The 25879-nt window shown below is 71.5% G+C and carries 19 protein-coding genes, 1 tRNA gene and 1 pseudogene; 8 read left to right on the top strand and 13 right to left on the bottom strand.

The genetic code is table 11. From position 1 onward, the window contains the following. Positions 1 to 92 precede the first annotated feature (92 nt). From WJM95_RS16980 to WJM95_RS16970, 3 genes are all read left to right on the top strand, one after another. The gene (locus WJM95_RS16980; RefSeq protein ID WP_339130569.1) at positions 93 to 2369 is read left to right on the top strand and encodes a (Fe-S)-binding protein; all 2277 of its coding nucleotides are present in this window, start codon (positions 93 to 95) and stop codon (positions 2367 to 2369) included. A 416-nt stretch (positions 2370 to 2785) separates the two neighbouring features. After that, complete coding sequence (locus WJM95_RS16975) at positions 2786 to 4279, top strand: FG-GAP and VCBS repeat-containing protein (protein ID WP_339130568.1); 1494 nt, start codon at positions 2786 to 2788, stop codon at positions 4277 to 4279. 98 nt (positions 4280 to 4377) lie between these two features. Beyond that, positions 4378 to 5415, top strand: a complete 1038-nt coding sequence (locus tag WJM95_RS16970; RefSeq protein WP_339130567.1) for a YIP1 family protein — start codon at positions 4378 to 4380, stop codon at positions 5413 to 5415. Positions 5416 to 5535: 120 nt separating this feature from the next. On the opposite strand, the gene WJM95_RS16965 is transcribed toward WJM95_RS16970, so the two are convergent. From WJM95_RS16965 to WJM95_RS16955, 3 genes are all read right to left on the bottom strand, one after another. Continuing rightward, positions 5536 to 6033, bottom strand: coding sequence for a phosphoribosyltransferase (locus tag WJM95_RS16965; protein WP_339135624.1), 498 nt, complete (start codon positions 6031 to 6033; stop codon positions 5536 to 5538). A 10-nt stretch (positions 6034 to 6043) separates the two neighbouring features. Next, a complete protein-coding gene (gene dcd, locus WJM95_RS16960; RefSeq protein ID WP_339130566.1) occupies positions 6044 to 6619 on the bottom strand; it encodes a dCTP deaminase in 576 nt (191 codons plus the stop codon). Positions 6620 to 6701: 82 nt separating this feature from the next. Further along, positions 6702 to 6875 (bottom strand): hypothetical protein, encoded by a 174-nt coding sequence (locus WJM95_RS16955; protein ID WP_339130565.1) that lies wholly within the window; start codon positions 6873 to 6875, stop codon positions 6702 to 6704. 269 nt (positions 6876 to 7144) lie between these two features. Here WJM95_RS16955 and WJM95_RS16950 point away from each other — a divergent pair. Next, a tRNA-Gly gene (locus WJM95_RS16950) sits at positions 7145 to 7218 on the top strand. A 280-nt stretch (positions 7219 to 7498) separates the two neighbouring features. On the opposite strand, the gene WJM95_RS16945 is transcribed toward WJM95_RS16950, so the two are convergent. From WJM95_RS16945 to WJM95_RS16915, 7 genes are all read right to left on the bottom strand, one after another. Then, complete coding sequence (locus WJM95_RS16945) at positions 7499 to 8611, bottom strand: beta-propeller fold lactonase family protein (RefSeq protein ID WP_339130564.1); 1113 nt, start codon at positions 8609 to 8611, stop codon at positions 7499 to 7501. A 402-nt stretch (positions 8612 to 9013) separates the two neighbouring features. Next, complete coding sequence (locus WJM95_RS16940; RefSeq protein WP_339130563.1) at positions 9014 to 10495, bottom strand: hypothetical protein; 1482 nt, start codon at positions 10493 to 10495, stop codon at positions 9014 to 9016. Positions 10496 to 10536: 41 nt separating this feature from the next. Beyond that, positions 10537 to 12540 (bottom strand): Ig-like domain repeat protein, encoded by a 2004-nt coding sequence (locus WJM95_RS16935; protein WP_339130562.1) that lies wholly within the window; start codon positions 12538 to 12540, stop codon positions 10537 to 10539. Between the two features lie 90 nt (positions 12541 to 12630). Beyond that, a complete protein-coding gene (locus WJM95_RS16930) occupies positions 12631 to 15195 on the bottom strand; it encodes a hypothetical protein (RefSeq protein WP_339130561.1) in 2565 nt (854 codons plus the stop codon). Positions 15196 to 15507: 312 nt separating this feature from the next. Beyond that, positions 15508 to 16044 carry a hypothetical protein gene (locus tag WJM95_RS16925; protein WP_339130560.1) on the bottom strand — a complete coding sequence of 179 codons (537 nt, stop codon included), beginning with the start codon at positions 16042 to 16044 and terminating at the stop codon, positions 15508 to 15510. Positions 16045 to 16198: 154 nt separating this feature from the next. Beyond that, the gene (locus tag WJM95_RS16920; RefSeq protein WP_339130559.1) at positions 16199 to 18502 is read right to left on the bottom strand and encodes a hypothetical protein; all 2304 of its coding nucleotides are present in this window, start codon (positions 18500 to 18502) and stop codon (positions 16199 to 16201) included. A gap of 74 nt (positions 18503 to 18576) precedes the next feature. Beyond that, on the bottom strand, positions 18577 to 18885 hold the full coding sequence (locus tag WJM95_RS16915; RefSeq protein ID WP_339130558.1) for a hypothetical protein: 309 nt from the start codon (positions 18883 to 18885) through the stop codon (positions 18577 to 18579). Between the two features lie 254 nt (positions 18886 to 19139). On the opposite strand from WJM95_RS16915, the gene WJM95_RS16910 reads away from it, so the two are divergent. Continuing rightward, positions 19140 to 19835, top strand: coding sequence for a DUF4142 domain-containing protein (locus WJM95_RS16910; protein WP_339130557.1), 696 nt, complete (start codon positions 19140 to 19142; stop codon positions 19833 to 19835). 309 nt (positions 19836 to 20144) lie between these two features. On the opposite strand, the gene WJM95_RS16905 is transcribed toward WJM95_RS16910, so the two are convergent. Continuing rightward, complete coding sequence (locus WJM95_RS16905) at positions 20145 to 20771, bottom strand: hypothetical protein (protein WP_339130556.1); 627 nt, start codon at positions 20769 to 20771, stop codon at positions 20145 to 20147. A gap of 527 nt (positions 20772 to 21298) precedes the next feature. Between WJM95_RS16905 and WJM95_RS16900 the strand changes: the two genes are divergently transcribed. The 3 genes and pseudogenes from WJM95_RS16900 to WJM95_RS16890 form a co-directional block, all read left to right on the top strand. Beyond that, entirely contained in the window at positions 21299 to 21643 is a 345-nt protein-coding gene (locus tag WJM95_RS16900) for a MerR family transcriptional regulator (RefSeq protein WP_339130555.1), read from the top strand. 110 nt (positions 21644 to 21753) lie between these two features. Further along, a complete protein-coding gene (locus WJM95_RS16895) occupies positions 21754 to 22098 on the top strand; it encodes a hypothetical protein (RefSeq protein WP_339135622.1) in 345 nt (114 codons plus the stop codon). 110 nt (positions 22099 to 22208) lie between these two features. Then, positions 22209 to 23198, top strand: a pseudogene (locus WJM95_RS16890) (NAD-dependent epimerase/dehydratase family protein); the annotation flags it as partial. Positions 23199 to 23820: 622 nt separating this feature from the next. Here the strand turns inward: WJM95_RS16890 and WJM95_RS16885 are convergent. After that, the gene (locus tag WJM95_RS16885) at positions 23821 to 24933 is read right to left on the bottom strand and encodes a HAMP domain-containing sensor histidine kinase (RefSeq protein ID WP_339130554.1); all 1113 of its coding nucleotides are present in this window, start codon (positions 24931 to 24933) and stop codon (positions 23821 to 23823) included. Beyond that, entirely contained in the window at positions 24930 to 25712 is a 783-nt protein-coding gene (locus tag WJM95_RS16880) for a response regulator transcription factor (RefSeq protein ID WP_339130553.1), read from the bottom strand. The genes WJM95_RS16885 and WJM95_RS16880 overlap by 4 nt, the downstream gene beginning before the upstream one ends. Between the last annotated feature and the right edge of the window lie 167 nt (positions 25713 to 25879).

Genomic DNA, 25879 nt, shown 5'->3' with positions numbered 1-25879 from the left:
GGGTAGTCTCAGACGGACTGCATAAGTTACCGCTTAGTAATCACCTTCGAGGTCACCTCGAAGAACACCTCGCAGGCCCGAGGAGCCCCCGAATGCAACTCGCCGCGATCATCGTGTCGCTGGTCCTGACCGTGGTCGGCGTCGCGCTGATCGCGCGGGCCGTCGCGCAGATCTACCGGTTCATCAAGCTCGGCCAGCCCGTACCCGCCGGCAGCCGCACCGACGACTGGAAGGCCCGCAGCGTCACGCTGGCCAAGGAGTTCGTCGGCCACACCCGGATGAACCGGTGGGGGATCATCGGCGTCGCGCACTGGTTCGTGGCCGTCGGCTTCCTGACCCTGGGCCTGACGATCGTCACGGCCTACGGCCAGCTGTTCAAGGCCGACTGGACGCTTCCGGTGCTCGGCGGCTTCCTTCCGTACGAGCTCTACACCGAGTTCATCGCCCTGTTCACGACGCTCGGCATCCTCGTACTGATCGCCGTCCGCCAGCTGAACCGGCCCTCGAAGCCCGGCCGCAAGTCCCGCTTCGCCGGCTCCAAGACCGGCCAGGCCTACTTCGTCGAGGCCGTGATCCTCGTCATCGGCCTCGCGATCATGACCCTGCGCGGCCTGGAAGGCGCGATCCACGGCGTCGACCACTACGAGGCCGCGTACTGGGCCTCGTACCCCCTGGTCGCCGCCTTCAAGGGCCTGAGCCTCGGCACCCTCCAGAACCTGGTCTACCTGACCGCCATGATCAAGCTCGGCGTCACCATGGGCTGGGCGATCACGGTCGGCCTCAACACCAACATGGGTGTCGCCTGGCACCGCTTCCTCGCCTTCCCGAACATCTGGTTCAAGCGCGACGCCAAGGGCGCCACCTCGCTCGGCGAGCTGCTCCCGATGACCAGCGGCGGCAAGGCCATCGACTTCACCGACCCCGGTGAGGACGACGTCTTCGGCGTCTCCCAGGTCGAGCAGTTCTCCTGGAAGGGCCTGCTCGACTTCTCCACCTGCACCGAGTGCGGCCGCTGCCAGTCGCAGTGCCCCGCCTGGAACACCGGCAAGCCGCTCTCCCCCAAGCTGCTCATCATGTCGCTGCGCGACCACGCGCACGCCAAGGCCCCGTACCTGCTGGCCGGCGGCGGCAAGGACATGGAGGGCAACGAGAAGGCGTCCGAGGAGCAGCTCAAGGACGTGCCCGCGGCCGCCCTGGCCGAGGCCGAGCGCCCCCTCATCGGCACCGCCGAGGAGAACGGCGTCATCGACCCGGACGTCCTGTGGTCCTGCACCACCTGCGGCGCCTGCGTCGAGCAGTGCCCGGTCGACATCGAGCACATCGACCACATCGTCGACATGCGCCGCTACCAGGTGATGATCGAGAGCGCGTTCCCGTCCGAGGCGGGCACGATGCTCAAGAACCTGGAGAAGAAGGGCAACCCCTGGGGTCTGGCCAAGAAGCAGCGCCTGGAGTGGACCAAGGAGGTCGACTTCGAGATCCCCGTCGTCGGCCGCGACATCGAGGACCTCAGCGAGGTCGAGTACCTCTACTGGGTCGGCTGCGCCGGAGCCCTGGAGGACCGCGCCAAGAAGACCACGAAGGCCTTCGCGGAACTGCTGCACATGGCGGGCGTCAAGTTCGCGATCATGGGCGGCGACGAGAAGTGCACGGGTGACTCCGCCCGCCGCCTCGGCAACGAGCCCCTGTTCCAGGAGCTCGGCATGGAGAACGTCGCCGCGCTGAACATGGCGTTCGGCGAGGACGACGAGGACGAGTCGACCAAGAAGCCGCGGACGGCGAAGAAGATCGTCGCCACCTGCCCGCACTGCCTCAACACCATCGGCAACGAGTACCCGCAGCTCGGCGGCGACTACGAGGTCATCCACCACACCCAGCTGCTCCAGCACCTCATCGACGAGGGCAAGCTGCTCCCGGTGACCCCGGTCGAGGGTCTGATCACGTACCACGACCCCTGCTACCTGGGCCGCCACAACAAGGTCTACACGCCCCCGCGCGAGATCATGTCCGCCGTCCCGGGCCTGCGTCAGCAGGAGATGCACCGCCACAAGGAGCGCGGCTTCTGCTGCGGCGCCGGCGGCGCGCGGATGTGGATGGAGGAGCGGATCGGCAAGCGCATCAACAACGAGCGTGTCGACGAGGCCCTGTCGCTGAACCCCGACATCGTCTCCACCGCCTGCCCGTTCTGCCTCGTCATGCTGACCGACTCGGTCAACGGCAAGAAGAACGAGGGCAAGGCCAAGGAGTCCGTCCAGGTCGTCGACGTCGCCCAGCTCCTCCTGGAGTCGGTCAAGGCACCGGTCGAGGAAGAGCCCCCGGCGGGCGCGGCCGAGTCGGAGAGCGAGCCGGAGCCGGAGCCGGTGAAGTAACCGGCGCCGCCGGTCCCGGAAGGCCCTGCCGTCCGGGACCGCCGCACGGCCACGGTCCGACACGCCTGTCTGACGCTGCCGCCTGACCCGGCCGTCAGGCACCACCGACCGGCCCGGTCCGATCGGTGCACCGACGCCCCCGCGCTCTCCGGAGCACGGGGGCGTCGTCGCGCCCGCCACCCACCGGTCACGGCCGGCCGCCGGTCACCCCGGGCAGCAGGCCGCCGGTCGCCGGTCGCCGGTCGCCGGTCGAAACGGAACCGAACTCACGTGCAACCCTTACCCCACTCCAGTGGTCTCCTGTTCGCCGATCAGTCAGTGAACTGCCGTACAACTCCAGGCAAACGCGGACGGCCGGCTCCCTATCGACAGGGGATGTGCGCACAGCGTCCCCGCATGCCGCAGGAGAATCCCGCATGCCCAAGCGTCACCCGCACCACGTGCGACTCGCCCTCGCGACCGCGACGGCCGCAGCGCTGACGGGCGGTCTGCTCACGTTCTCGGCCGCGACCGCGACCGCCGCCGACTCCACGAGGGTCCCGCAGGCCGACTTCAACGGCGACCACATCGGCGACGTGGCCCTGTCGGCCCACGGCGCCTACGTCAGCGGCCACGCCGGCGCGGGCCAGATCGTCGCCCTCTACGGCTCCGCCACCGGTGTGTCGTCCGCCAAGCGCTCCACGATCAGCCAGAACACCACCGGCGTCCCCGGCACCGCCGAGGCCGGCGACGCGTTCGGCGCCGAGACGGCGTACGCGGACTTCAACGGCGACGGATACGACGACCTCGCCGTCGCCTCCCCCTCCGAGAAGGTCGGCACCGACACGAACGGCGGCGCCCTCGCCATCCTCTGGGGCTCCCCGAGCGGCCTCACCGGCAAGAGCATCGACGTCCCCGACCCGTCCCCGTCCTCGCACGACTACTGGGGCAAGGACCTGGCCGCCGGCGACTTCGACGGCGACGGGAAGGCCGACCTCGCGGTCGGCAGCTCGGCGAGCACGATCTACGTCTACAAGGGCGGCTTCGGCACCTCCGGCACCCCCGGCGGCCGTACGACGATCAAGCCCCCGATCCAGTCGGGCACCAACGACAACCCCTACGGCCCGCTCAGCCTGACCGCGGGCGACGTGAACGGCGACGGCAGGACCGACCTGATCGTCGACGGCTTCGAGACGCAGACCAGCACCGGCTGGAACACGAACTACTACGTGCCCGGCACGGCGAGCGGACTGAGCGTGGCGTCCGCGAAGGCCCTCAGGCCCGGCATCGTCACCGGGATCGGCGACATCAACGGCGACGGCTTCGGCGACATCGTCAGCGGCGCCGGCTGGGACGCCACCCTGGACGACGGCACCCCGATCCCGGACTCCGCCAACGGCGGCAAGGTGAACATCACCTACGGCTCGGCCTCGGGCCCGGCCGGCACGACCGGGGTCACCCAGAACAGCGGCAGCGTCCCCGGCACGTCGGAGAAGGGCGACGGTTTCGGCTGGGACCTGGACATGGGCGACGTGAACGGCGACGGCTTCCAGGACCTGGTCGTCTCGGCGCCCGACGAGGACATCGACGGGGTCACCAACACCGGCATGGTCACCGTCCTGTACGGCTCCGCGGCCGGTGTCGACGTCTCCTCCGGCGCCCAGGCCTTCGCGCAGAGCACGGCGGGTGTTCCCGGCAACGACGAGAAGAGCGACCTGTTCGGCGCCGACGTCAAGCTGGACGACGTCACCGGCGACGGCAGGGCGGACCTGCTCGTCGGCTCGTACGAGAACGCCGGGAACGGCGCCGTGACGTACCTGCCCTCCAACGGCAGCAAGATCACCACGACCGGCTCCCGCAGCGTCTCGCCGAGCACCTCGGGCGTCTCGACCTCGGGCACCCCGCAGTTCGGCGCCGTCTTCGCCGACTGATCCGTCCGGACGGGCCGCCTGTCACCCTGCGGCCCGTCCACCAGGGCATTCGGTCGAACAGGGCTCCCGTACGGGCCGGTCGCGGTGTCCCTTAGGGGATGTCACAGCTCGGACCCAATGCCGGGCCCGTTGCCCCGGCCCCGGCACGTCACTCTTCGGGACCAGGTACGTTCGATAACGTGGCTGGATTCAGGATCGGACGCGGGGGCCGGGACAACCGCGCCCCGCAAGGGCGACCGCAACAACAACCGTACGGACAGTCCTCCCAGGGGAGCGGGCAGCAACCCCCCCAGGGAGGCGGGCAGCAGCCGTACGGCTACCCGCCCGCGCCCTCGCGGCCGCAGTACGGGAGACAGCAGCCGTACGGCGGACAGCCGCAGTACGGCGGGCGGCAGGGCGGACAGCCCCACCCCGGCGGGCAGCAGGGCTGGCCCCAGGGCGAGCCGGAGTACTTCGGCGACGGCCACCCGCAGCAGGGCCCGGACCCGTACGCGGCGAACAGCCCCGGCCACACGCAGGCCTTCTCGATCGGCGAGGACCCCTACTCCCAGGGGGACACCTACCGGGCGGGCCAGGCCGCCGCTCCGCCGGTCGGCCCGCGGCTGCACTGGAAGGACCTGCTCAAGGGCATAGTGACGGCCCCGAACCGGACCTTCCTCCAGATGCGTGACTACACGATGTGGGCCCCGGCCCTGATCGTGACGTTCCTCTACGGTCTGCTGGCCGTCTTCGGCTTCGACGGCGCCCGCCAGGACGCGATCAACGCGACCCTCTCCAACGCCGTCCCGATCGTCCTGACGACCGCTGTGGCCCTCGTGCTCAGCACGTTCGTCCTGGGCGTGGTCACCCACACCCTGGCCCGCCAGCTCGGCGGCGACGGCGCCTGGCAGCCCACGGTCGGCCTCTCCATGCTGGTCATGTCCATCACGGACACCCCGCGGCTGCTGTTCGCCATGTTCCTCGGCGGCGACGCGTCGTTCGTCAAGCTCCTCGGCTGGATCACCTGGGTCGCCGCGGGCGCCCTGCTGACCCTGATGGTCGGCAAGTCCCACGACCTCCCGTGGCCCAAGGCGCTCGCCGCGTCATCCATTCAGCTGATCGCCATCCTGTCGATCATCAAGCTGGGCACGTTCTGACGCCGACGACGGCACACGCGCCCGCGCAGGGCACACGAGAAGGGGCTCCCGGCACATCGCCGGGAGCCCCTTCCCCCATCACCCGTCCCGCCCGCCAACGGCCGCGACGACACCACCGGCCTACGAGTCGAGCACCTGCCCGTCGCGGCGGACCACCGGGGGTTCGACGCTCCACGGGAAGTTGATCCACTCGTCCGTGCGCTTCCAGACGTACTCGCACTTCACGAGCGACTGGGTCTTCTCGTAGATCACGGCGCTGCGGACCTCGGCGACCTCGCCCACGCAGAAGTCGTGCACGAGCTTGAGCGTCTTGCCCGTGTCGGCGACGTCGTCGGTGATCAGGACCTTCTTCTCGGAGAAGTCGATCGCGTTGGGGACGGGCGCGAGCATGACCGGCATCTCCAGCGTCGTCCCCACCCCCGTGTAGAACTCGACGTTCACGAGGTGGATGTTCTTGCAGTCGAGCGCGTAGGCGAGCCCGCCCGCGACGAAGACGCCGCCCCGGGCGATCGAGAGCACGATGTCGGGCTCGTACCCGTCGTCGGCGATGGTCTGGGCGAGCTCGCGTACGGCGACGCCGAACTTCTCGTAGGTGAGGTTCTCGCGCGCGGCGGACATGGTCATCGCCTCAGACCTGGGTGCGGTGGAAGTTCAGGAAGGACCGCGAGGGGGTCGGCCCGCGCTGGCCCTGGTAGCGGGAGCCGTAGCGTTCGCTGCCGTACGGGAACTCGGCCGGCGAGCTGAGCCGGAACATGCACAGCTGCCCGATCTTCATTCCCGGCCACAGCTTGATCGGCAGGGTGGCGAGGTTCGACAGCTCAAGGGTGACGTGCCCGGAGAACCCGGGGTCGATGAACCCCGCGGTGGAGTGGGTGACCAGGCCCAGCCGTCCCAGGGAGCTCTTGCCCTCGAGCCGCGAGGCGAGGTCGTCGGGCAGCGAGATGACCTCGTACGTACTGGCGAGGACGAACTCTCCAGGGTGGAGGATGAACGGTTCGTCGCCCTCGGGTTCGACGAGCCGCGTGAGGTCCGCCTGCTCGACCGAGGGGTCGATGTGGGGGTAGCGGTGATTCTCGAACACCCGGAAGTAGCGGTCGAGCCGCACGTCGATGCTCGACGGCTGCACCATGGATTCGTCGTAGGGATCGATCCGGACCCGCCCGGCGTCGATCTCGGCCCGGATGTCCTTGTCAGAGAGAAGCACGTCCTGAGGATACGCAAGGCGCGCGGGGCCACGACAATCGTGACGACCCGCGCGCCCGAACCACGGCAACTGCTCGCGCGTCCTACTGCTCCGACACGGCCGCCCTCTCCAGGGCCACCGGCACCACACTGCGGAGCCGGGCGCACCGCGGACACCGGAGCAGCCGGCCGGGGCCGAGCCGCTCGGCCTGCTGCATCGGGAACGAAGCGGTGCTGAACACGTGCCCCTCGGCACAACGGACGACGGTGCGCTCCATCAAGTCCCAGAGTCCCTTCCCCAAGAGCTGCGTCGGGCTGATGCCCTGACAACGAAAGCCACATTACGGGATCAAAGGGATGGCTCTCCAGGCGGCACTCCGGCCCCGCCCGGGCCCACTTGAACGCCCCCACCGTACGCCCCAACTCCGGTCCCCCGCAGCCGCATCCACGCTCCGAAACGCGCAGCGGCCCCCGCGGCTTCGACGCCCGGGGCCGGGCATGAGGTACAGTGAGCGGGCATTGGACACCGGCCCAACCGGCGTCTTACGCGGGTGTAGTTTAGTGGTAGAACATCAGCTTCCCAAGCTGAGAGTGCGAGTTCGATTCTCGTCACCCGCTCCATGACAGAGGCCCAGGTCACCGACCCGGGCCTTTTTTGCTGTCCGCCGCGACTGGGAAGTCTGGCGGCCTCATGCTCTGTGAGCGAGAGGACGATGGCCGCCGGACCTGCCGACAAGGCCCCGGGTCGATCACGTTCCGGGGACCTTGCCGGGCAGCGCGATGATTGTCTGGGGTTGCCACGAGAACGTGCGGGTGCGGCGGGCCGTGGTGTGGGGTCGCGTGGTCACGGGGTGCCCCGGCGTCGGTGGTCCGAGGGTGGCGGCCGGCGCCGGGGCGTTCGTCATGCCGGTGTGCAGTTACCGGTGGCCGTGGTCGGCCGGTCGTGGCCTGACTTCCCGTGACCCGGCTTGCCGTGATCGGACTTTCCGTGACCCGTCTTGCCGTGGCCTGGGCAGGGCACGACCCCGATCGCCACCCCGAACGGGAGGTCGCCTACGGGGATGGTGGCGACGACGGTGTTGGTGGCGGTGTTGATCACGGACACCGTGTCGGCGTTGGCGTTGGTGACGTAGGCGCGGGTGCCGTTCGGCGACACCGCCACCTCTCGAGGCGCGTCGCCGACGGGGATGGTGGCGACGACCGCGTTCGTCGCCGTCTTGATCACGGACACCGTGTCGGCGTCGGCGTTGGTGACGTAGGCGCGGGTGCCGTTCGGCGACACCGCCACCCCCTGGGGCGCATCGCCGACGGGGACGGTGGCGACGACCGTGTTCGTCGCCGTTCTGATCACGGACACCGTGTCGGCGTTGAAATCGGTGACGTAGGCGCGGGTACTGTTCGGCGACACCGCCACCCCGAACGGGAAGGCGCCGACAGGGACGGTGGCGACGACCGTGTTCGTGTTCGTCTTGATCACGGACACCGTGTCGGCGCCGGAATTGGTGACGTAGGCGCGGGTACCGTTCGGCGACACCGCCACCCCGATGGGAGCATCGCCGACGGGGACGGTGGCGACGACCGTGTTCGTGTTCGTCTTGATCACGGACACCGTGTCGGCGCTGAAGTTGGTGACGTAGACGCGGGTGCCGTCGCGCGACACCGCCACCCCCAGGGGCTCAAGGCCGACGGGGACGGTGGCGACGACCGTGTCGGTCGCGGTGTTGATCACGGACACCGTGTCATCGGCGCGGTTGGTCACGTAGGCGCGGGTGCCGTTCGGCGACACCGCCACTTCCCACGGCCCGGCGCCGACGGGAACCGTGACCGCCACCGTGTTCGTCGCCGTGTTGATCACCGACACCGTGTGGGCGTTGAAGTTGGTGACGTAGGCGTAGGTGCCGGGCGGCACGGCCTGGGCGGGCTGCGGGGCCACCATGGGCAGGGCCAGGCCGGCCACGACGACGAGACCTGCCACCACCGCCCGCAGCAACCCGTCCCACCATGAGCGACGCACGCGAAGATCAGGCGGAGCCGACGACGGGAGGGTCTCCTGCGCGCCCACCCCCCTCACGGTTTGACAGACAGTCACAGCAATCCTCTCGACCCGACCGACGGAATGCGACGCATTATGACAGTTCGTCATATTCGGTACGGCGGAGACGCGCGTCGGCAGCCGTCGAGGCTTGAGCCGGTCGACCGCCGGATGGCCCGGCTCAGGCCGGCAGGGGTACGGGGAGGCACACGGCCGACCGACCCGCCATCGTGGCCGACCGCCGTCGGCCGAGGCCCGGACGCTCCGCCGCGCAGCTCGGCTTCCCCAGCCGAGCGTGCGCGTTCGATTCTCGTCACCCGCTCCATGCGAAACCCCCGGGTCGATGACCCGGGGGTTCTTTGTTGTCGAGGCTCGCCGACAGCCCTAGAAAGCGACGTGAGGGCTCGTCAGTGCTGCTCCGAAGTAGCCCTTCACACCGTGAACGGTGATGCCGGCGCTCGTGCCGCACAGGCTGGCGGAGCCCCTGAGGACGGGTCCCGTGGTCGAGCCGCGGGCGATCCACAGGCAGCCGTCACTGTTCTCCGTGGGAACGCCGACGACCGTCTCGGCCTTGCCGTCCTTGTTGAGGTCGGCGAGGTGAACCGCCGCTCCGAACTGGTCGCCGGTCTCGGCGGTGCCGGGCACGTCGGCCGTGTTCTGGGTGTATCCGACCGCCTTGGTCGTGGTCAGACCTGTGGCGGAGCCGCGCAGCAGGACGGCCGAGCCTGCCGTCCCGTGCGCGCCGACCCCTTCACCGGGGACGCCGACCAGGACATCGGCGTACCCATCGGCGTTGACGTCGCCGACGCTGAGCGACTGACCGAAGCGGTCGCCGTTCTCCGCGGTGCCGGGAACCCCCGCCGTGTCCTGGTGGAAGATCTTCGGCCGCTGGTCGGCGGTGATGCCTTGTGCGCTTCCGTAGAGAACCTGGATCTCGCCGCCGCGGTGTGCGGCACCGGGCACGTTCATCGTGAAGTCGTCGTCCGCGATGCCGGTGACGAGGTCGCCGTAGCCGTCGCCGTTGACGTCGCCGATCTGGCCGGCGTGACCGTCGGCGAGTGGCAGTTTCGTGGGCCAGGTCGCCATGGGATCGTCGCCGATCGGGCCGTTGTCGACGAGCACGGTTCCGCGGATGTCGTCGTCCGAGGGGCCCGGCAGCCAGAACCGTTCCGCCCTGCCGTCGCCGTTCACGTCGCCCATCACCAGAGCGCGGGCGTTGGCCCGCCATTCCTGGTACTGGCCGGCGGCCTTCCCGGTGCGGGTGAAGGGGCCGGTGTAGGAGGCCCCCTCGCAGCGCGAGCCGATGCCCATTTCCGGGGCACCGTCCCCGTTCATGTCTCCCGTGGCCAGGGACAGCCCGAATCCGCAGGAGGTCATACCGTCCCCGAACCCGGAGGGAGGGGAGATGCTCGAACCGCCCTGCAAGCCATGGGCCCCACCCCACACGACGGTCACGGAGCCGCGGGACTTCTTGCCGTCGACGTCCTCGGCGGGAGTGCCGACGATCAGATCCGCGTACCCGTCCCGGTCCAGGTCGGCGCCGGCGACGGCCGAGCCGAACCCGTCCCCGTCCTCGGGTGCACCGGGGATCCCGGCGGTCGCCTGCGTGATCACGGTCCGACGCGTGGCGCTCACGGATGACGCCGATCCGTACAGGACGACCACGGCACCGGCTTCCTGCACCGAACCATTGGCGGCGTAGGGGGCACCGACGACCAGGTCGCGATAGCCGTCACCGTTGAAGTCGTCCTGCACGGCGGCGGTGTTGGCCCCCTTGTAGGGAGCGGCCGCCGAAGCCGTGGCCGGAGTGAGAGTGACGGCGAAGAGAGGGGCGAGCACGGCCATGGCCGTGACTGTTCTGCGCAACGGAATTCCTCGTTCGGGACGACGGAAGGGGATCGGCGGGCTCAGCTGGTGAAGGTGAAGTACTTCCAGGAGCCGTGCGTGGTCGAGTTGACGGTGTCGTTCGAGGAGTTGTTGATGTAGGACGACCGCACGCGCATCGAGTAGCCGGTCTGGTGCGTGCCGCCCAGTTCCACCAGCGACTTGCCCTTGGAGTCGAGCAGGAAGTAGTCGTACCCCCCGGACCGCCAGGCACCGCCGTAGTAGGTCTGGATCTCCAGCTTCTGCGCGCGGCCGTGGTACGCCGTCATCGTGGTCGTGAAGAGCGGATCGGTCTTCTTGTGGAAGTAGTACCTGGTGTGTCCGCTGACCGTGGCCGTCTTGTAGGAACGGCTCAGGCTCAGTGACACCTTGACCTGTGCGCCCACCCAGCTCGTGGCCGTCTTCGGGGCGGTCCGCGCGTCGCCGGAGAAGGTCGCGCTCACCGTGGTGTCGCGCTTCAGGGGCAGGGTGACCGACAGGTTGCCCGCGCTGTTGACCGTGCCGGTCTTGACCAGATACTTGGCCTTGCCGTCGCCGGCGGTGTCCGCGTAGAGCGAGAGCTTCCGGTTCTTGTACGTCGTGCCGAGGTGGGCGGTGAACGCCACGCTGCTGCCGTACGCGTAGGTGTTGCCGTTCTTGTTCACGGTCAGGGTCGCGGAGTTCCGGGAGACCTCGACCGTGTCGGACGCGGAGGCGGCCGTGCGGTCGGCGCCGCCGGCGTAGGAGACCTTGTACGTGACCTTGCTGCCCGCGGGCGGGGCGTCGGTGAAGGAGTAGGTCCCGTCCGCCTTCACCGTCGCGGCCGGGAGCGCCTTGCCGTTCGGGGACTCCAGATCCGTCCGGGTGACCGAGACGGTGGTCCCCGCGGGTATCCCGAGCGTGTTCGTGACCTTGCCGGAGACGGTCAGCGACTTGGCACGGACCCCCGTCGCCGGGGCGTTCACCGTGACGGTGGTGACGGCCTTGGCGGGGTCGGTGACGACACGCAGGCGGTAATAGCTCTGGAGGTCGCGTGTGACCGCGAAGAGCCGGCTGCTGTCGGGCGCGAAAGCGAGGTCGCCGTGGTCGAGCAGGGTCTCCTGGGCTACTCCACCTCGTTCGTCGGTGAAGTCGGCGGTCCGCCTCGGGGCCGTGCCACCGGGCTGGTAGACGGACACATGCGGGAGGAACATCGCGTAGGTGTCGGAGCCCACCGCGACGAGGCCGTCCGGCGCGACGGCCACCGACCGCTGTGCCCAGTAGGTGCTCGGATACCTGATGGTCTCCGACAGGTCCGAGGTCCGGAAGACCTGCTGGAAGTCGCCCGCCGTGGTGGCCACCACCAGCTCCGTGCCGTCCGGGGTGAGCGCCAGGTCCTCCGCGGTGTTGCCGATGGCGGCGTCCTGCCCGCCGAGGAACGCGGTCCGGCCGGCCGTGCCGGACGACACGTCGTAGATGCCGAGGGTGAAGTAGTACTGGCGCGAGCCGGCCGCCAGGGTGTTGGGAGCGCCGGGTACCGAGTCCAGCAGGGGGGCGTCCTTCCACGTCCCCTCGGACTCCTGGGCGAGCGAAACCCGCGTCTGCCCGCCGGACAGGTCGAGGGAGCCGATGTTGCCGTGTCCGTCGCCGCCGTAGCCGAACCAGAGTTTGCCGCCCGCGAGCGCCAGGTGCTGCGGGTCCGTGCCGTCACCCGTCGCGTACCGCCCGGCCACGGTGAGCGTCGCCGTGTCGACGGCTGCGATCTCGTCGGTTCCCGGCACGGCGACATAGAGCGTCGCCGAGTCCGCGGAGAGCTCCAGGCCGTCGGCCTGCGGCAGCGAGGTGATCGTCCCGACGACCTTGCCGCTGTAGTCGGTGGCGACGACCTTGCCTCCCGACGGGTCACTGATGAAGACCCGCTGGTGAACGCCGTCCACGACGATGTCGCCGCTGGACCTGATGGGCAGCGCGGCGCTGCTGTCGGCGACGGCGACGCCCGCGGCCGACCCCATCAGGACGACGGAACCGAGGGCGACCGCGAGCGCCGTCCCGGCCGAAATGCTGCGCACACGCACAGTGATGCAACCCCCACTAGGAAGAAAAGACTGCCCACAAGACCACTGGAGCCCCTCCAGGGTTGTACGGCACCACCGCGCTGATCAGCGGACGTCGACGAAGTCGCCGCCGGACGTGGCGGCCGCGGTGGTGGACGTGGCGGTGAAGGCGTACCGCCAGTAGCCGTCCGTCGCCGCCTTCACCGTGGTCTTCAGACCTCCCGTGCTGCTGGTGGAGATCGTCTTCACCGTCGTGTACGTGGACGCCCCCTTCTTGCGGAACTGGAGCATCACCTTCTGTCCGGCGTATCCGTGGTATCCGCCGAGCGTCTCCCAGTCGGCGCGCGCGAGCTTGCCCGTGATGGTGAGCGTCTTGCCCTTGGTCACCGGCTCGGGAGACGCGTTGGCCGTCACCGTCGCGTCGCGCAGCACGGACGGAGACGTGGCGGCGTGCAGATCCACGTGCCCCGTGCCGTCCGCGGACTCGGCCCAGACGGCCAGCTTCCAGGGACCGGCGAGGGAGTTGCGGCCGAGGGTCCAGCGCGGCTGGATGTAGGCGAACTGCGTCTCGCAGGTGGACGTGGTCGCGTTCGTCCTGGTGCAGGTCGCCGTCCAGGTGCCGTAGACGACGGCGTCGGGGCTGGTGTACGAACCCCGGTAGAGGTACATGTCGCCGTTCGCGATGCCCGACGGGTCGGTCGCGGTGAACCTCGCCTTGAAGTCCTGGAGCGGCTGGTCGGTCAGCTCCACCGGCTTTCCGCCGTTCACCACGACGTTCGAGATGCGGGTCGCGCCCACCGTCTCGTCGCGCGGCGCGGCCGGGCCCCCGAACGCCCGCACGATGGTGCGGCGGAGGCTGCCGCCCCGGTCGTCGTCGGCGGTGACGCGCAGGGTGACGAAGGAGGCGGTGGCGGGTACGTCCAGGGTGGCGGAGCCGTCGGCCGCGACGGGCAGGTCGGTCCAGCCGGTGCCGTCGTCCGTGGAGTACGCGAGACCCGTGACCTTGGTGTTCGCCTCGGCCGCGGCCGTGTTGCGGGTGCTCGCGCTCGCGTCGATCCGGACCGTCCCGGCGGCCGCACGGCCCAGGCCGTCGAGCCCCGAGACCTTCAGCCGGGCATCGATCAGCGGGAGTTCCCTGCCCTCCGCGTAGCCCGAGCGGAACGTCCACTCGTTGTGCACGTCCGTGGACAGGGCGGAGTACGGGACGTGGCGGTGCACGGTCTGGTCGAGGGCGTACGTCTTCTCGAACGACGGCAGGCTCGACGACATCAGGCCGTGGGAGCTGTCGAGTCCCGAGGCCTGGGCGTAGGTGACGCCGTCCGACGTCAGCTTGTAGGCATAGGTCGCACGGAAGTCGGAGCCCGTGTCGCCCGCCGCGTCGCCGAAGGTGTTTCCCTCGTACAGCGAGATCTTCCCGTAGTACCGCTGCGAGCCGATCCACGGGCCGCGCACCGGCTGGAGCGGGGCCGCGCCCAGGACTTCGCCCGCGCTGGTCCCGGCGGGCAGGGTGCGATCCGGAAGGTTCAGGTGCAGCTCGCCGGTGCCGTAGTCCAGAAGACGGCCGTAGGTGACACCGGGGGTGGCGTACTCGGTGAGCGAACCGGCGGCCGGCACCGAGCCGCCGATGAACACGCCCGTCCACTCACCGAAGGCGGGGGTGCTCTGGAGGTACGCGGTGGTGCGGGTACCCGGAGCGCTGATCTTCGTGACGGTCTTCGCCAGGGTGGAGGTGCGGACCGTGCTGACGGGCGAGGCGGGCACGGTGGTGGTGTAGCTGTGCGTGAGGTCGTAGCGGTAGGGACTCGGGACGCTCGCGGAGGAGCCCTTCTTGGCGAGCACCTCGTGCAGGCGCAGCGAGACACCGGGCATCGAGAACGGGGTGACGTACACCTTGTCGGGCCCGCCGCCGGCGAAGCCCGCCAGGTCGCCGCCCGGGACGCTGATCCACACGGCCGAGGAGTCCCGCGTGGCGGTGGTGTCGTCGGCGCGGATCGCGGTCTCCTTCGCCGCGCTCTGGTCGAAGGAGACGGTGGTGGCGGCCGAACCGACGGTGAAGGCGCGGGTGAGCAGGTAGCTCGGCTCCATCCAGTCGTTGTGCAGCGCCACCGAGAAGTAGTCGCCCGGCGGCAGCTTCACGCTCGCCGTGCCGCCCGCGCTGTTGCTGTCCACCGCGTACGACGCCCAGGTCCTGCGGTCCCAGACGTAGAAGAGCTTGGACCTGACGTCGGCGTGCGTGATGCTCAGTTTCACCGTGTACGTCGAGTCGGCGGCGCTCGCCGTCATGAGACCGCTGCGTACGGTGCCCGTCGCCGCCAGCGGCAGCTTCGCGGCCGTACGGTCCGTCCCGGACTTCCCCGCCGGCTGCACGGACAGCGTGCCGTTCGTCGCGGCGACCGCGTAACGGGCCGGGTGGCCTCCGGAGCCCCGCGGTTCCGCCGTGACCCGGACGTCCCGTCCGCCGACGAGTTCGACGCGGCCGCCGTTCCCCAGCGCGGCACTCGGCGCCCGGTGGTGTGCCGAGTCCGGCGCCGCGGAGACCAGGCCCACCGTGGCGGGGCCGCCGTCCGTGGCACTCGCCATGGGTGCGAGCAGCACCGAGGCCGTCACCAGCGCCCCGCTCACTCCCGCCGCGGCGGGTCTTCGGAACCGCCCACCCCAGAATCCGGACATCGAGCCGCCTCCTGTTCCCTCCCCTGGAGAACCACCTCGCGGCGCGGTTTTCCAGGGCTGTTTCGATCTCTGTAGTCCCGCCCTGACCGGGCGAGGCCGCCGGACGGTGAAGGTCTCGGAGCCGGGACGTGTGTGTGACAACGAAGTGGCCCAAAGGGTTGTGCGGGGCAGGGGGGATTTCGGGGCGTCCGTGGTCCGTCCGAGGCGTCGCCCGCGGGACGGCCGGTGCCGTGGTGGGCCGCGGACGGCAGCGGGGACAGCCGGCGAGAGGGCGGCTCGGCCCCCGGTCCGGCGGAGGGCCGGGCCGGGGGTTCACAGGTCGGCGGGTGCCTCGGATCGGTACAGCGGTCCCCTGGCGCCCAGGACGCCCGGGACGCGCTGCCAGACGGCCGTGCCGTTCTCCCGCTCCCACCGCGCCGTCGCCCGGGACCGCGCCCATTGCGTCACGGCGACGGGAATCAGCATGAAGGGCGGCATCAACTGGTGGGACGCGAGACCGATGAGCACCATCCAGCAGACCACCACCGCGACGAATCCGGCCGTGCGCCGGAGCGAGAGCCGTCCCGCCTCGTCCCGGCCCGCGCCCGGTTCGCCCACGGTGTCGATCCACACGGCCTGTTCGTACCTGCGGCGGAACCCGGCCGGCAGGAGGAAGGCGAAGGGCAGCCACACCACCGACATCACGGTGACCACGACCGCGCCCACCAGCAGGGACTCCAGCCGGCGGGGCGTCGCGATCAAAGCCAGCAACAGCCCCTCGGACACCACCGCGCCCGCGGCCGTCGTCAGCGCGACCGTCCGCCCGAAGCGCGCCACCCGTATCAGCCCGGCCCCGGCGTCCGCAGTCATCGTCCCAGCTCTCTGCCCGAACACCCGCCCGGGCAGGGAAGATCCTGCGCCGTGCGGTACCCGGGGTCAATCGGCGGAGCGTCAGAACATCATCAAGATCGACCGGCCCGGCACCGCCGGCTCCGTGACCCGTCTGAGCGAGCGTGCGGGCACCCTACGAAGGGTTCCCGGGACGCACGATCAGATAGGTCCAGCCGGTCCAGGCGCTGGTGGTCCGGGCATGGGTGGCCGGGGGCGTGTAGTGGCCCCGGATGCGGTAGCGGTCGTTGCCGGTGAAGAGCTTCAGGGCTCGCACATAGTCGTACCAGTCGTCCTCGTACCAGGGCACGCAGCTCTGTGAGGTCGTCGGATGCCAGGCTCCCGAGTAGTAGTGCTCCACGTACACCGTCAGGCAGCCGCCGGGCTGGCGGGGCGTGACCCGGACGTCGTAGCCCAGGTTGATCTCGGACTTGTAGAAGACCTGGTAGGTGGTGGATCCGACGCGGGTGGTCGTGAGCGGGTACTGCGTCCGCGTGCGGGTCGTCGGGGCGACGGTCACCCCGGTCGTGACCGTGCGCGGCGCGTACCGGCCGTCGCCCGTGAAGGCCGCGCTGAAGACGGTGTTGCCGGAGATCTTGAAGGACGCGACGAGGTTCCCGTGCGCGTCGACCCTGCCGGTCTTCAGCTGTGTCCTGCTCCCGCCCGCGAGCTGGTCGTACAGCGTCACGGAACGGGAGGTGTAGGTGGTCCCCAGATGCGCGGTGACCTTGACGGTCGCGCCGGAGTGGTACGACTTCGCGTCGGTGGCGACGGTGAGGGCCGGCGTGGCCCTCGACACCTGGACCGTCGCCGACGCCTTCGCCGGCAGGTAGGAGGTGCCGCCGTCGTAGGTGAAGGCGTAGGTGTTGGCGGCGCCGGTCGCCGGGGTGTCGTGGAAGGTGAACCCTCCGTCGGCGGCGACCTGCACGGTGCCCGCCGAGGAGCCGGACGGGTGCGCCAGATCGGTCTTGACGACGTGGACGGCGCCCGTCGTCACATGGTCGTGCGGCCAGGTGAGCTTCCCCGAGATGGTCATGGGCGCGGCCCGGCCGGCGGTGGAGGGCGCGGTCACCTCCATGGTGGGCGCGTACTTCGCGACGGGGATGTCGAAGGTCCGGCTCACCGGGCGGTAGCGGCCGCTTCCGGAGTAGTCGACGCGGAAGCTCAGCGGGCCGCTGAGGGGCGCGGTTCCGGTGACGTGGTAGGCACCGAAGAAGTCGGCCACGGAGGCACGGGTGGTCGTCCAGTCCGTGATGGGCACGCCGTCCGGATCGGCGTCGTCGTAGCGGGTGATCCGTACGGTGCCCGGCATCATCGTCTGCCCGGCGTCGAGGGACAGCGGCGAGTCGAAGCCCGCCCGGAACGCGTAGGCCTCGCCGGGGGCGAGCGGGGTGGCGGTGACGCCGTAGAGGTGGACCCAGGCAGTCTCCGGGTCGCGGCCGATGTGCAGTGTGGGCGTTCCCCCCGAGGCGTCCACACCCACGGAGTAGAGCCGGCTCCCGTCCGGTGCCCAGGCGAGCCCGTGGGCGGCCATCCTCACCGGAGAGTCGTACGCGTACTCCTCGTAGAAGCCCTCGCCCGTTTCCGGGAACGCCTCGAACGCGTCGCCGCCACAGCCGCAGCCGGCCAGGGTGCCGTCCGGGGCCACGGCGACGGCCTTGGCGGCGACCGGCATGGCGAACCGGCCGTCCGCGGTCAGGTCCGAGGTGCGGTACCGGTCGCCGGTCGGGTGGGCCCAGGACGAGACCGCCAGGTGCTGTCCGTCCGCCGTGAGCGCGAAGTCGCTCAGGTCGGGGACGGGCAGGGCCTTCTCGGCCTGGCGGGTCAGGGTGCCGTCCCCGGCCCGGTAGGTGACGAAGGCGGAGGTGGTTCCCGTCTGCGCGGCGGCGGCCAGCGCGCCGGAGGGCGTGGGCGTGGTCGCCAGCATCGGCGGAGCGGGCCAACTGCCCGGATCCTGGCGCAGGGTGACCGTGCCGTCGGCGGACAGGGATCCGATGCCGCCGGCGCCCGCCGAGCCGTAACCGAACCAGAGGGTGCCCCCGGCGACGGCCAGCGAGTCCGGGTGGGTGTCGGCGCCGGTGCCGTAGCGGGCCGACTCGGTCAGGCTCTCCGTGCTGATCGCCGCGATCGCGTCCTGGCCCGGGAGAGCCGCGTACAGCGCGGATCCGTCGCCGGAGAGGGCGAGGCCGGTGGCGCCGGGCTCGCCGCCGATCGTCGTCGGGTTCGCGCCGTCGAGGTCGGTGACGACGATGCCGTCGGTGCCCGCCCCGCCGCTGATGAACAGGTGCCCGTGCCGGGCGTCGACCACCAGGTGAGAGAAGTGCGCGATCGGCAGCGGTGTGCCGGACCCCGCGTGCGCGTCCACCGCGCCGGGACCGACCACGGCCGTCAGTCCCACCAGGACCGCCGCGGCCGGAGAAGAGAGTCGTGCGCGTTTCATGAAAGCCCCCACCTTCACGATCAAGGAGCGCAACCTAGCACGAGACTGACAGGTCCCTTACAAGGGAGGCACGGTCACCGCCCTCCGCCGGTCGCGATCAGCAGGAACAGTCCGGTCGGGGCGGTGGGGACGACGGCTGTCAGCCCGTACGGGGCGTCCTCGGGGCCGATGGCCGGGAGGAGGGCCGCCGTGACCGCGGCGGTGAGCAGTCCGGCGCCGACCTGGGCGGCGAAGGCCGCGCGGCCCCCGTGACGGCCCTGCCCGCAGGGCCCAACAGCCCCTCCGGGCGCGGTGGTCGACGGTCGACGCGCTTCGGTCCGGGCCCGCGCCGACCGCTCGCCGCCGGGCGCCGAGCCCGCCCGCTCTGCCGACGGGACGGACAACTGCCCAGCTCCCCACCGAAGATGGGGCGCACGGGTACGAAGGGGGCGCGTGCCAGGACTCGCGCCTCTCCCCGGTTCCGTCCGGACCGAACCTGGGGCCGTTCGGCCCTATCGGCCGCGGGCGGCGAACTGATCTTCTGGCTCGGCGGCCGGGTGCCCGCCCTCACAACTCCCGTTCCCCCCGTACGGGATGGGGCCGGAGCACTCGGTACGCGCCAAGAACGGCTCCGGCCGGTACGGACCGCACCGGCCCGGTGAAGGCTGCCGAAGACCAGCCGGTCCGCAGGGAGGCCCAGTTGCGGCGCAGCTTCATCACGATCCTCATGGCGCTGGCGATCGGCGCCACGATCGCTTCACTCGCGTACCCGGTTTTCTACTCCTACCCCCACCGCTTCGACGCGGTGAAGGCCGCCATCGCCGACCCCGGCCCCGTGGTGAACACGCCCTGGGGACCGCTGAGCACGGCCGACCGCGACCTCGTGGCGCAGGTGGAGGTCGACGGGCTGTGGGAGATCTCCGCGGGCCGGCAGGCGGTCGACCGGGCTCCCACACCGGCCGTCAAGGAGGCGGGCGCCGAGCTGGTGGCCGGCCACACCGATCTCGACAAGCGCGTACGCGCCGTGGCGGCCAAGCTCGCCATCACGCTGCCGACCCGGCCGACGGTGGAGCAGCAGGGCTGGCTCGCCCAGCTGACGGCGGCCCAAGGAGACGCCTACCGCCGGGAGTTCGCGAATCTGCTGCGCGAGGAGCACGGCAGGATCTTCCAGCAGCTCGCGCAGGTGCGCAGCAGCACCCGCAACACGCTGGTACGCGACCTGGCCACGGTCACCAACCGGACCGAGCTCGAACACCTCTCGGCGCTGGAGAAGACCGGATACGTCGACTTCGACGGCGTCGCCGAGGACACGACGGCCTCTCCGGCCGCGGTCCCTGCACCGTCGGCGTCCTGAGCGCCGGCCGGTCACCCGTGGACCCCGGGAGGGTCGGTCGCCGGCGGCCCCGCCGCGCCCCACCGTCGGGGCGGCGCGGCGCGGCGGGCGAGCGGGTCCGCGGACCGAGCCGAGCCGGGCCGGGCTGAGCCGAACTGAGCCGAGCCGGGCCGAGCCGGGCCGAACTGAGCTGAGCCCAGCCGAGCCAGGCCGGGCCGAACTGAGCTGAGCCCAGCCGAGCCAGGCCGAGCCGAACTGAGCTGAGCCCAGCCGAGCCAGGCCCGGTCGAGCCGAGCCCGGCCGAGCTGAGCCGGGCCGGGCCGGGCCGTTTCAGTGGGCGATCGAGCAGTTCCCCCAGGCGGTGGCCAGGGCGTGGGGTATCGCCGGGATGTCACCGCAGCCGTGCGGACCCGCGGGGAAGCCGTCGCTCGCGACGTAGACCCAGCCACCGCCCGAGTCGCGGAAGTACTTGGTGGCGCCGCCCTCGTCCTGGAGGCCCACGAGTTCCGCCTGGGTGGCGCCCGCGGAGGGCTGGAACGGGGCGGCGGCGTAGCGGACGGTGCCGCACCGGCCGTAGAAGAACCGGTGCGGCACCGGTTCCATGTGGACGAAGTGGGTGACGTCCTGCCGGTATTCCCGGGTCACCTCGGCCTTGACCCGGGCGCCCGCGACCAGGCCCCGGCAGCCCGCGACGGGCGTGGCCGAGCGGCCGGCCGGGGCGGAGGCCCGGCCGGATGAGCCGGTCGCCGGGGCGCGCGAGGGTGTGGACGTGCCGGCGGGGCTCGCGGCCGGTGACGCGGCCGGGGCGGGAGTCCGCTCGGCCGCCCGGGCCGGGGAACTCACCGAGGACGGGCCGGTGTCCGCGGCGGAACCCGCGCCCGCCGCGTCCTGACATCCCGTCAGCACCATGATTCCGCCCACCAGCGCCAGCACCGACGTACGTCCGGGACCGGACATGACCCCTCCTCGTTCTCGACGACTTTGCCGGACAGGACAGCCCGGGACCGCGCGGTAGTTGCAGGTTGAAGGACGCGGGACGGTCTCGATTCCGCATACGGGACCACCGTCGCGGCGATCGCTGCGCGACGCAGAAAATCTGATTCCCGGGCATCGCGAAATCTGTGTTTGTCACGGTAGACATCGGGCGTCGCCGTGATTAGGGTTTCCTGTACAGACCTTGCCGGTCCGGTGGAGTTCGCTCCCGGTCCGGCGAGAGATCGGCTCCGAGGCAAGGACGGAGGAAGCAGACGCCATCAGGATCGCCCGGCCCCGGAGCAGCACGGCCGGGTACGCACGAACCCGGATGGGACGGTGGTTCCCGGTCACGGCATTCACGATCCCCGCTCACCCGCCCGCAGTCGGGCCCGGTAGCGGAAACAGACGGTCGGCTCCGCAGTAGAGCCGGCAGATGGTGTTCAATTTCCTTCGGGGCCCTGGTGCCGTACGGCAGCGGGGCCCCTCGACGCGTGCCACGACGAGGTGAAATGACAGCGGACACTCCACTCAGTGGTCGTCTCGACGACGACGACTATCCCGCGTACACGATGGGCAGGGCCGCCGAGATGCTCGGCACCACACCCGGCTTCCTCCGGGCCATCGGGGAAGCCCGCCTGATCACTCCGCTCCGGTCGGAGGGCGGCCACCGCCGTTACTCCCGCTACCAGCTGAGGATCGCCGCCCGGGCGCGGGAGCTCGTCGACAGGGGGACCCCGATCGAGGCCGCTTGCCGCATCGTCATCCTGGAGGACCAGCTCGAGGAAGCTCAGCGCATCAACGCGGAGTACCGGCGCGCCGCGCAGGGTACGCCCGAGGCATCCAACGCCGGCTGAACGCTCCACCCCCGCGGACCGCTTCCGGAAGGTCCGCCCCCGAACCCGCCGCCATCCCATCGCCCCAACGCGCCCCGCCGGTACGACGTACAGGAAAGTGGCCAACGATGATGTACGACCAGACACGCGCCCAACAGCCTCCGGACGGGCGGCCCGGCTCCGCCGGACGTCGTACGCCGGGCCCGGAGCCACTGCTCGGGGCGGACGAACGGGCCGATGTCACCCAGCGGCTCCTCCACGCGCTCAACACGTTCTCGACCAGCCCGCTGGAGGCCCTGGAGGAGGCCGAGACCGCGTTCGACGAGGCCGCGGCCCAGCTCATGAGCGCCCTCACGGAACGCCGGCGCGCCCTCCACGAGGGCTGGCACGGCCAGGACCCCGAGACCCAGGGCGAGGAACTGCGCCACGCGCTGCGGCAGTACCGCGAGATGACCCAGCGGCTGCTGCGTATGTAGCCCCCGGCCGCCCCGGCCCGGACCGTGTCCTCGGGCCGGGTCTTACGGTGCGGTGACGTGGAGGGCGTGGTGACGCCGCCGGACGGGGCGGCGGTCCTACCGTGCGTCTCATGCGTGTACTGGTCACCGGCGGAGCCGGGTTCATCGGAAGTCGGGTCGTCGCGGCGCTGCGCGCGCGGGGGCACGAGGCGGTCGTGTTCGACCTGCGGCACGGAGACGACGTGCGGGACGCACGGGCCGTCGCGGCCGCGCTGGACGGCGTGGACGCCGTGTGCCATCAGGCCGCGATGGTGGGCCTCGGCACGGGGTTCGGCGACGCGGTGGAATACGTGTCGCGCAACGACCTCGGTACGGCCGTGCTGCTCGCCGGAATGGCGGACGCGGACGTGGGGCGGCTCGTGCTCGCCGGGTCGATGGTCGTGTACGGGGAGGGGCGGTACGCGTGCGAGCGGCACGGGGTCGTGCGACCCGGTCCGCGCGCCGTCGCCGATCTGGAGGCCGGGCGCTTCGAACCGCGGTGCCCGAGCTGCGGTGAGGAGCTGACGCCCGGCGTGGTGGGCGAGGACGCGCCCGTCGACCCGCGCAATGTGTACGCGACGACCAAGCTGGCCCAGGAACACCTCGCGTCGGCGTGGGCCCGTTCGACCGGCTTCACCGCCGTGTCGCTGCGCTATCACAACGTCTACGGCCCCGGGATGCCCCGCGACACCCCGTACGCCGGCGTCGCCTCCTTCTTCCGGTCCGCGCTCGCCCGCGGCGAGGCCCCGCGCGTCTTCGAGGACGGCGGACAACGGCGGGACTTCATCCATGTGTCGGACGTGGCGGCCGCCAACGTGGCCGCGCTGGAGGCGAGTTCGCCGGACGGATCGCTCACGGTCTACAACACCGGCAGCGGCGAGGTCCGTACGGTCGGAGAGATGGCGTGGGCGCTGTCGCGGGCGTACGGCGGGCCCGATCCGGTCGTGACCGGGGAGTACCGGCTGGGCGACGTACGGCACATCACCGCCGACTCGGCCCGGCTGCGGGCCGGGCTCGGATGGCGGGCGGAGACCGGATTCGCCGAGGGGATGCGGGAGTTCGCGGCGGCGGCACTGGACGGGGAGCGGAGCGTCCGGCGGCCCGCCGCGCCACCGGCCACGTCCTCCGCCGACGAACCCACCCCGGACGAGGCGCTTCCGGCCGTCCCGGCCCAGGAGACGGTGACACCCCCGGCCCGGGAAACCCCGGCCGTCCCGGCCCAGGAGCCGGTGTCCCCAGCCCCGGAGACCTCGGCCTCCCCGACCCGGTAAGCCTCGGCCGTCCCGACCCAGGAGACGGTGGCCTCCCCGACCCGGTAAGCCTCGGCCGTCCCGGCCCAGGAAACTCCAGCGGCCCCGGTCCGGGTGACCCGGGCTGCCCTCGCGGTCCCGGCGGTGCCGGACCCGGAGAGGTCAAGCCCGGAGGCGTCGGCCCCGGAGGCGTCAGGACCGGAGAGGTCGGGCCCGGAGAGGCCGGATCCGGAGGGCTCGGGACCGGAGGGCTCGGGACCGGAGGCGTCAGGACCGGAGGGGTCGCGCTCGGTCTCCCGGCCCAGGAGACTCCGCGGCCCCGGTGCAGGCTCCCCGGACCGCCCTCGCGGTCCCGGCCGTCCCGGATCCGGAGGGGTCGGACCCGGCGGTCCCAGACCCGGACGAGTGAGGCCCGGAAAGGGTCAGACCTGGAGGGCGGAGGGATCGGGGCCCGTCACGCGCTTGCTGTCGGGAGGGTGACCTCGAAGCGGCAGCCGCCGGGGACGTTGTGGACGGCAGCGACGCCCCGGTGGGCCTCCACGATGCCGCGGACGATGGCGAGGCCGAGGCCCGCACCGGCGGGTGGCGTACGGGCGTGGGTGCCGCGCCAGCCGGTGTCGAAGACCCTCGGCAGGTCCTCCTCGGGGATGCCCCCGCAGCCGTCGGTGACGGACAGGACCACCCCGGCGGCGGAGCGTTCGGCGGCGACCGCGACCGTGCCGTCGGCGGGCGTACGGCGGATCGCGTTGACCAGGAGGTTGCCGAGCACCCTGCTCATCTCCTTGCCGTCCACCTCGACCGGCACCTGCTCGATACGGCTCCCGACCAGCCGCACCCCGTGCTCGCGGGCCAGCGGGTCCGCGCCCGCGAGGGCGTCACCGACGAGGTCGTACACGGAGACGCGGGAGGGGGAGAGGGCAAGGGCGCCCGCGTGGATCCTGGAGAGTTCGAAGAGGTCGCCGACCATGCCGTTGAGGCGTTCGACCTCCGTGCGCATCTGGCGCAGATAGCGGGGCGGATCCGCCGCCACCCCGTCCTCCAGCGCCTCGGACATCGCGCGCAGCCCGGCCAGCGGGGTCCGCAGGTCGTGCGAGATCCAGGCGACGAGTTCACGGCGCGAGGCCTCCAGGGCCCGTTCGCGTTCGCGCGACTCGGCCAGCCTGCGGCTGGTGGCCGCCAGCTCCCGGCTGAGCGCGGACAGTTCGGCGGTCGCCGGTCCGTCGGGGGCGGCGAAGTCACCGCCGTCGCCGAAGGAACGGGCGGCCAGGGTCAGCGCCCTGCTGCCGGCGACGACCCAGCGCCCCAGGAGCACCGCCGTGGCCAGGGAGACGACGGCCGCCATGGCGACCACCGTCGTGACCACGCTCAGGTCGTGCGGGGACAGGAACATCGCCCACGCCACCGCCAGCGTTCCCGCGAGCATCGCGCCCACGGCCACGGCCGCGACGACGGCGACGGACGCGGTGAGCGAGCGGCTGCGCAGGAACCGGAGCGCGGCCGCCCCGAGCAGGCCGGCCGCGGCGGCGCCCAGGAAGGCGAACAGGGCCATGACGAGTATGTCGTTCACGATCGGGCCTCTCCCTCGGGCGCGGGACGGTTCTCTCCGGCGGCGGACGGGCCCGCGGCCCCGGTGCCGTCGAAGCGGTAGCCCACGCCCCACACCGTCTGGATCAGCCGGGGCCGTGCGGGGTCGTCCTCCACCTTGCCGCGCAGCCGGCGCACGTGGACGGTGACCGTCGAGAGGTCGCCGAAGTCCCAGCCCCACACCTCGCGCATCAGGTCCTCGCGGGCGAACGCCCGCCCGGGGTGGCGGAGGAAGAAGGCGAGGAGGTCGAACTCGCGCAGGGTGAGGGCGAGTTCGGTGCCGTCCTTGGTGGCGCGACGGGCCGAGGGGTCGACCGCGAGACCCGCGGCGCGCAGCGGGCGGGCGGCGGGCGCCGGCCGGGTCCTGCGCAGCACGGACTCGACCCGCAGGACCAGTTCCCTCGGGCTGAACGGCTTGGTGACGTAGTCGTCGGCCCCGACCTCCAGGCCGAGGATCCGGTCGTCCTCGTCGCCGCGCGCGGTGAGCATGATGACCGGGACGGGGCCCTGGGCGCGGAGCCGGCGGCACACCTCGAGGCCGTCCATGCCCGGCAGCATCAGATCAAGGACCACCAGGTCGGGCCGGTGCGCGGCGGCGCGCGCGAGTGCGGCGGGGCCGTCCGCGGCCCGGTCCACGAGGTATCCGGCGCGGTGGAGGTAGCCGGAGACGACCTCGGCCACGGTCGGGTCGTCGTCCACGACGAGCACACGGGTGGCAGCGTCGCCGGGGAGCCCGGCCGCCTCTCCGAGAGGGCCTGGCACGGGCCCGGGACTCCCGTCCACCCCCGGCCCGGACCCCCGGCCCCCGTCGGCGCTCGGGACAGACCTCCGGCCCCCGTCCGCGCTCGGGGCTGACCTCCGGCTCCCGTCCGCCCCCGGCGCGGGACCCCAGCCCCCGGCCACACCCGGCCCGGACCCCCGGCCCCCGT

The organism is Streptomyces sp. f51, from assembly GCF_037940415.1.
Classification (GTDB): Bacteria; Actinomycetota; Actinomycetes; order Streptomycetales; family Streptomycetaceae; genus Streptomyces.
The sequence above is the reverse complement of the archived record's forward strand: the minus strand, read 5'-3'. Positions and strand labels throughout refer to the sequence as shown.

Excerpts from the sequence above, each read along its gene's own strand:
- WJM95_RS16980 (WP_339130569.1), top strand. The coding sequence starts at position 93 with ATGCAACTCGCCGCGATCATCGTGTCGCTGGTCCTGACCGTGGTCGGC.
- WJM95_RS16975 (WP_339130568.1), top strand. The coding sequence starts at position 2,786 with ATGCCCAAGCGTCACCCGCACCACGTGCGACTCGCCCTCGCGACCGCG.
- WJM95_RS16970 (WP_339130567.1), top strand. The coding sequence starts at position 4,378 with ATGTCACAGCTCGGACCCAATGCCGGGCCCGTTGCCCCGGCCCCGGCA.
- WJM95_RS16965 (WP_339135624.1), bottom strand. The coding sequence starts at position 6,033 with ATGTCCGCCGCGCGCGAGAACCTCACCTACGAGAAGTTCGGCGTCGCC.
- WJM95_RS16955 (WP_339130565.1), bottom strand. The coding sequence starts at position 6,875 with ATGGAGCGCACCGTCGTCCGTTGTGCCGAGGGGCACGTGTTCAGCACC.
- WJM95_RS16930 (WP_339130561.1), bottom strand. The coding sequence starts at position 15,195 with ATGTCCGGATTCTGGGGTGGGCGGTTCCGAAGACCCGCCGCGGCGGGA.
- WJM95_RS16925 (WP_339130560.1), bottom strand. The coding sequence starts at position 16,044 with ATGACTGCGGACGCCGGGGCCGGGCTGATACGGGTGGCGCGCTTCGGG.
- WJM95_RS16920 (WP_339130559.1), bottom strand. The coding sequence starts at position 18,502 with ATGAAACGCGCACGACTCTCTTCTCCGGCCGCGGCGGTCCTGGTGGGA.
- WJM95_RS16905 (WP_339130556.1), bottom strand. The coding sequence starts at position 20,771 with ATGTCCGGTCCCGGACGTACGTCGGTGCTGGCGCTGGTGGGCGGAATC.
- WJM95_RS16900 (WP_339130555.1), top strand. The coding sequence starts at position 21,299 with ATGACAGCGGACACTCCACTCAGTGGTCGTCTCGACGACGACGACTAT.
- WJM95_RS16895 (WP_339135622.1), top strand. The coding sequence starts at position 21,754 with ATGTACGACCAGACACGCGCCCAACAGCCTCCGGACGGGCGGCCCGGC.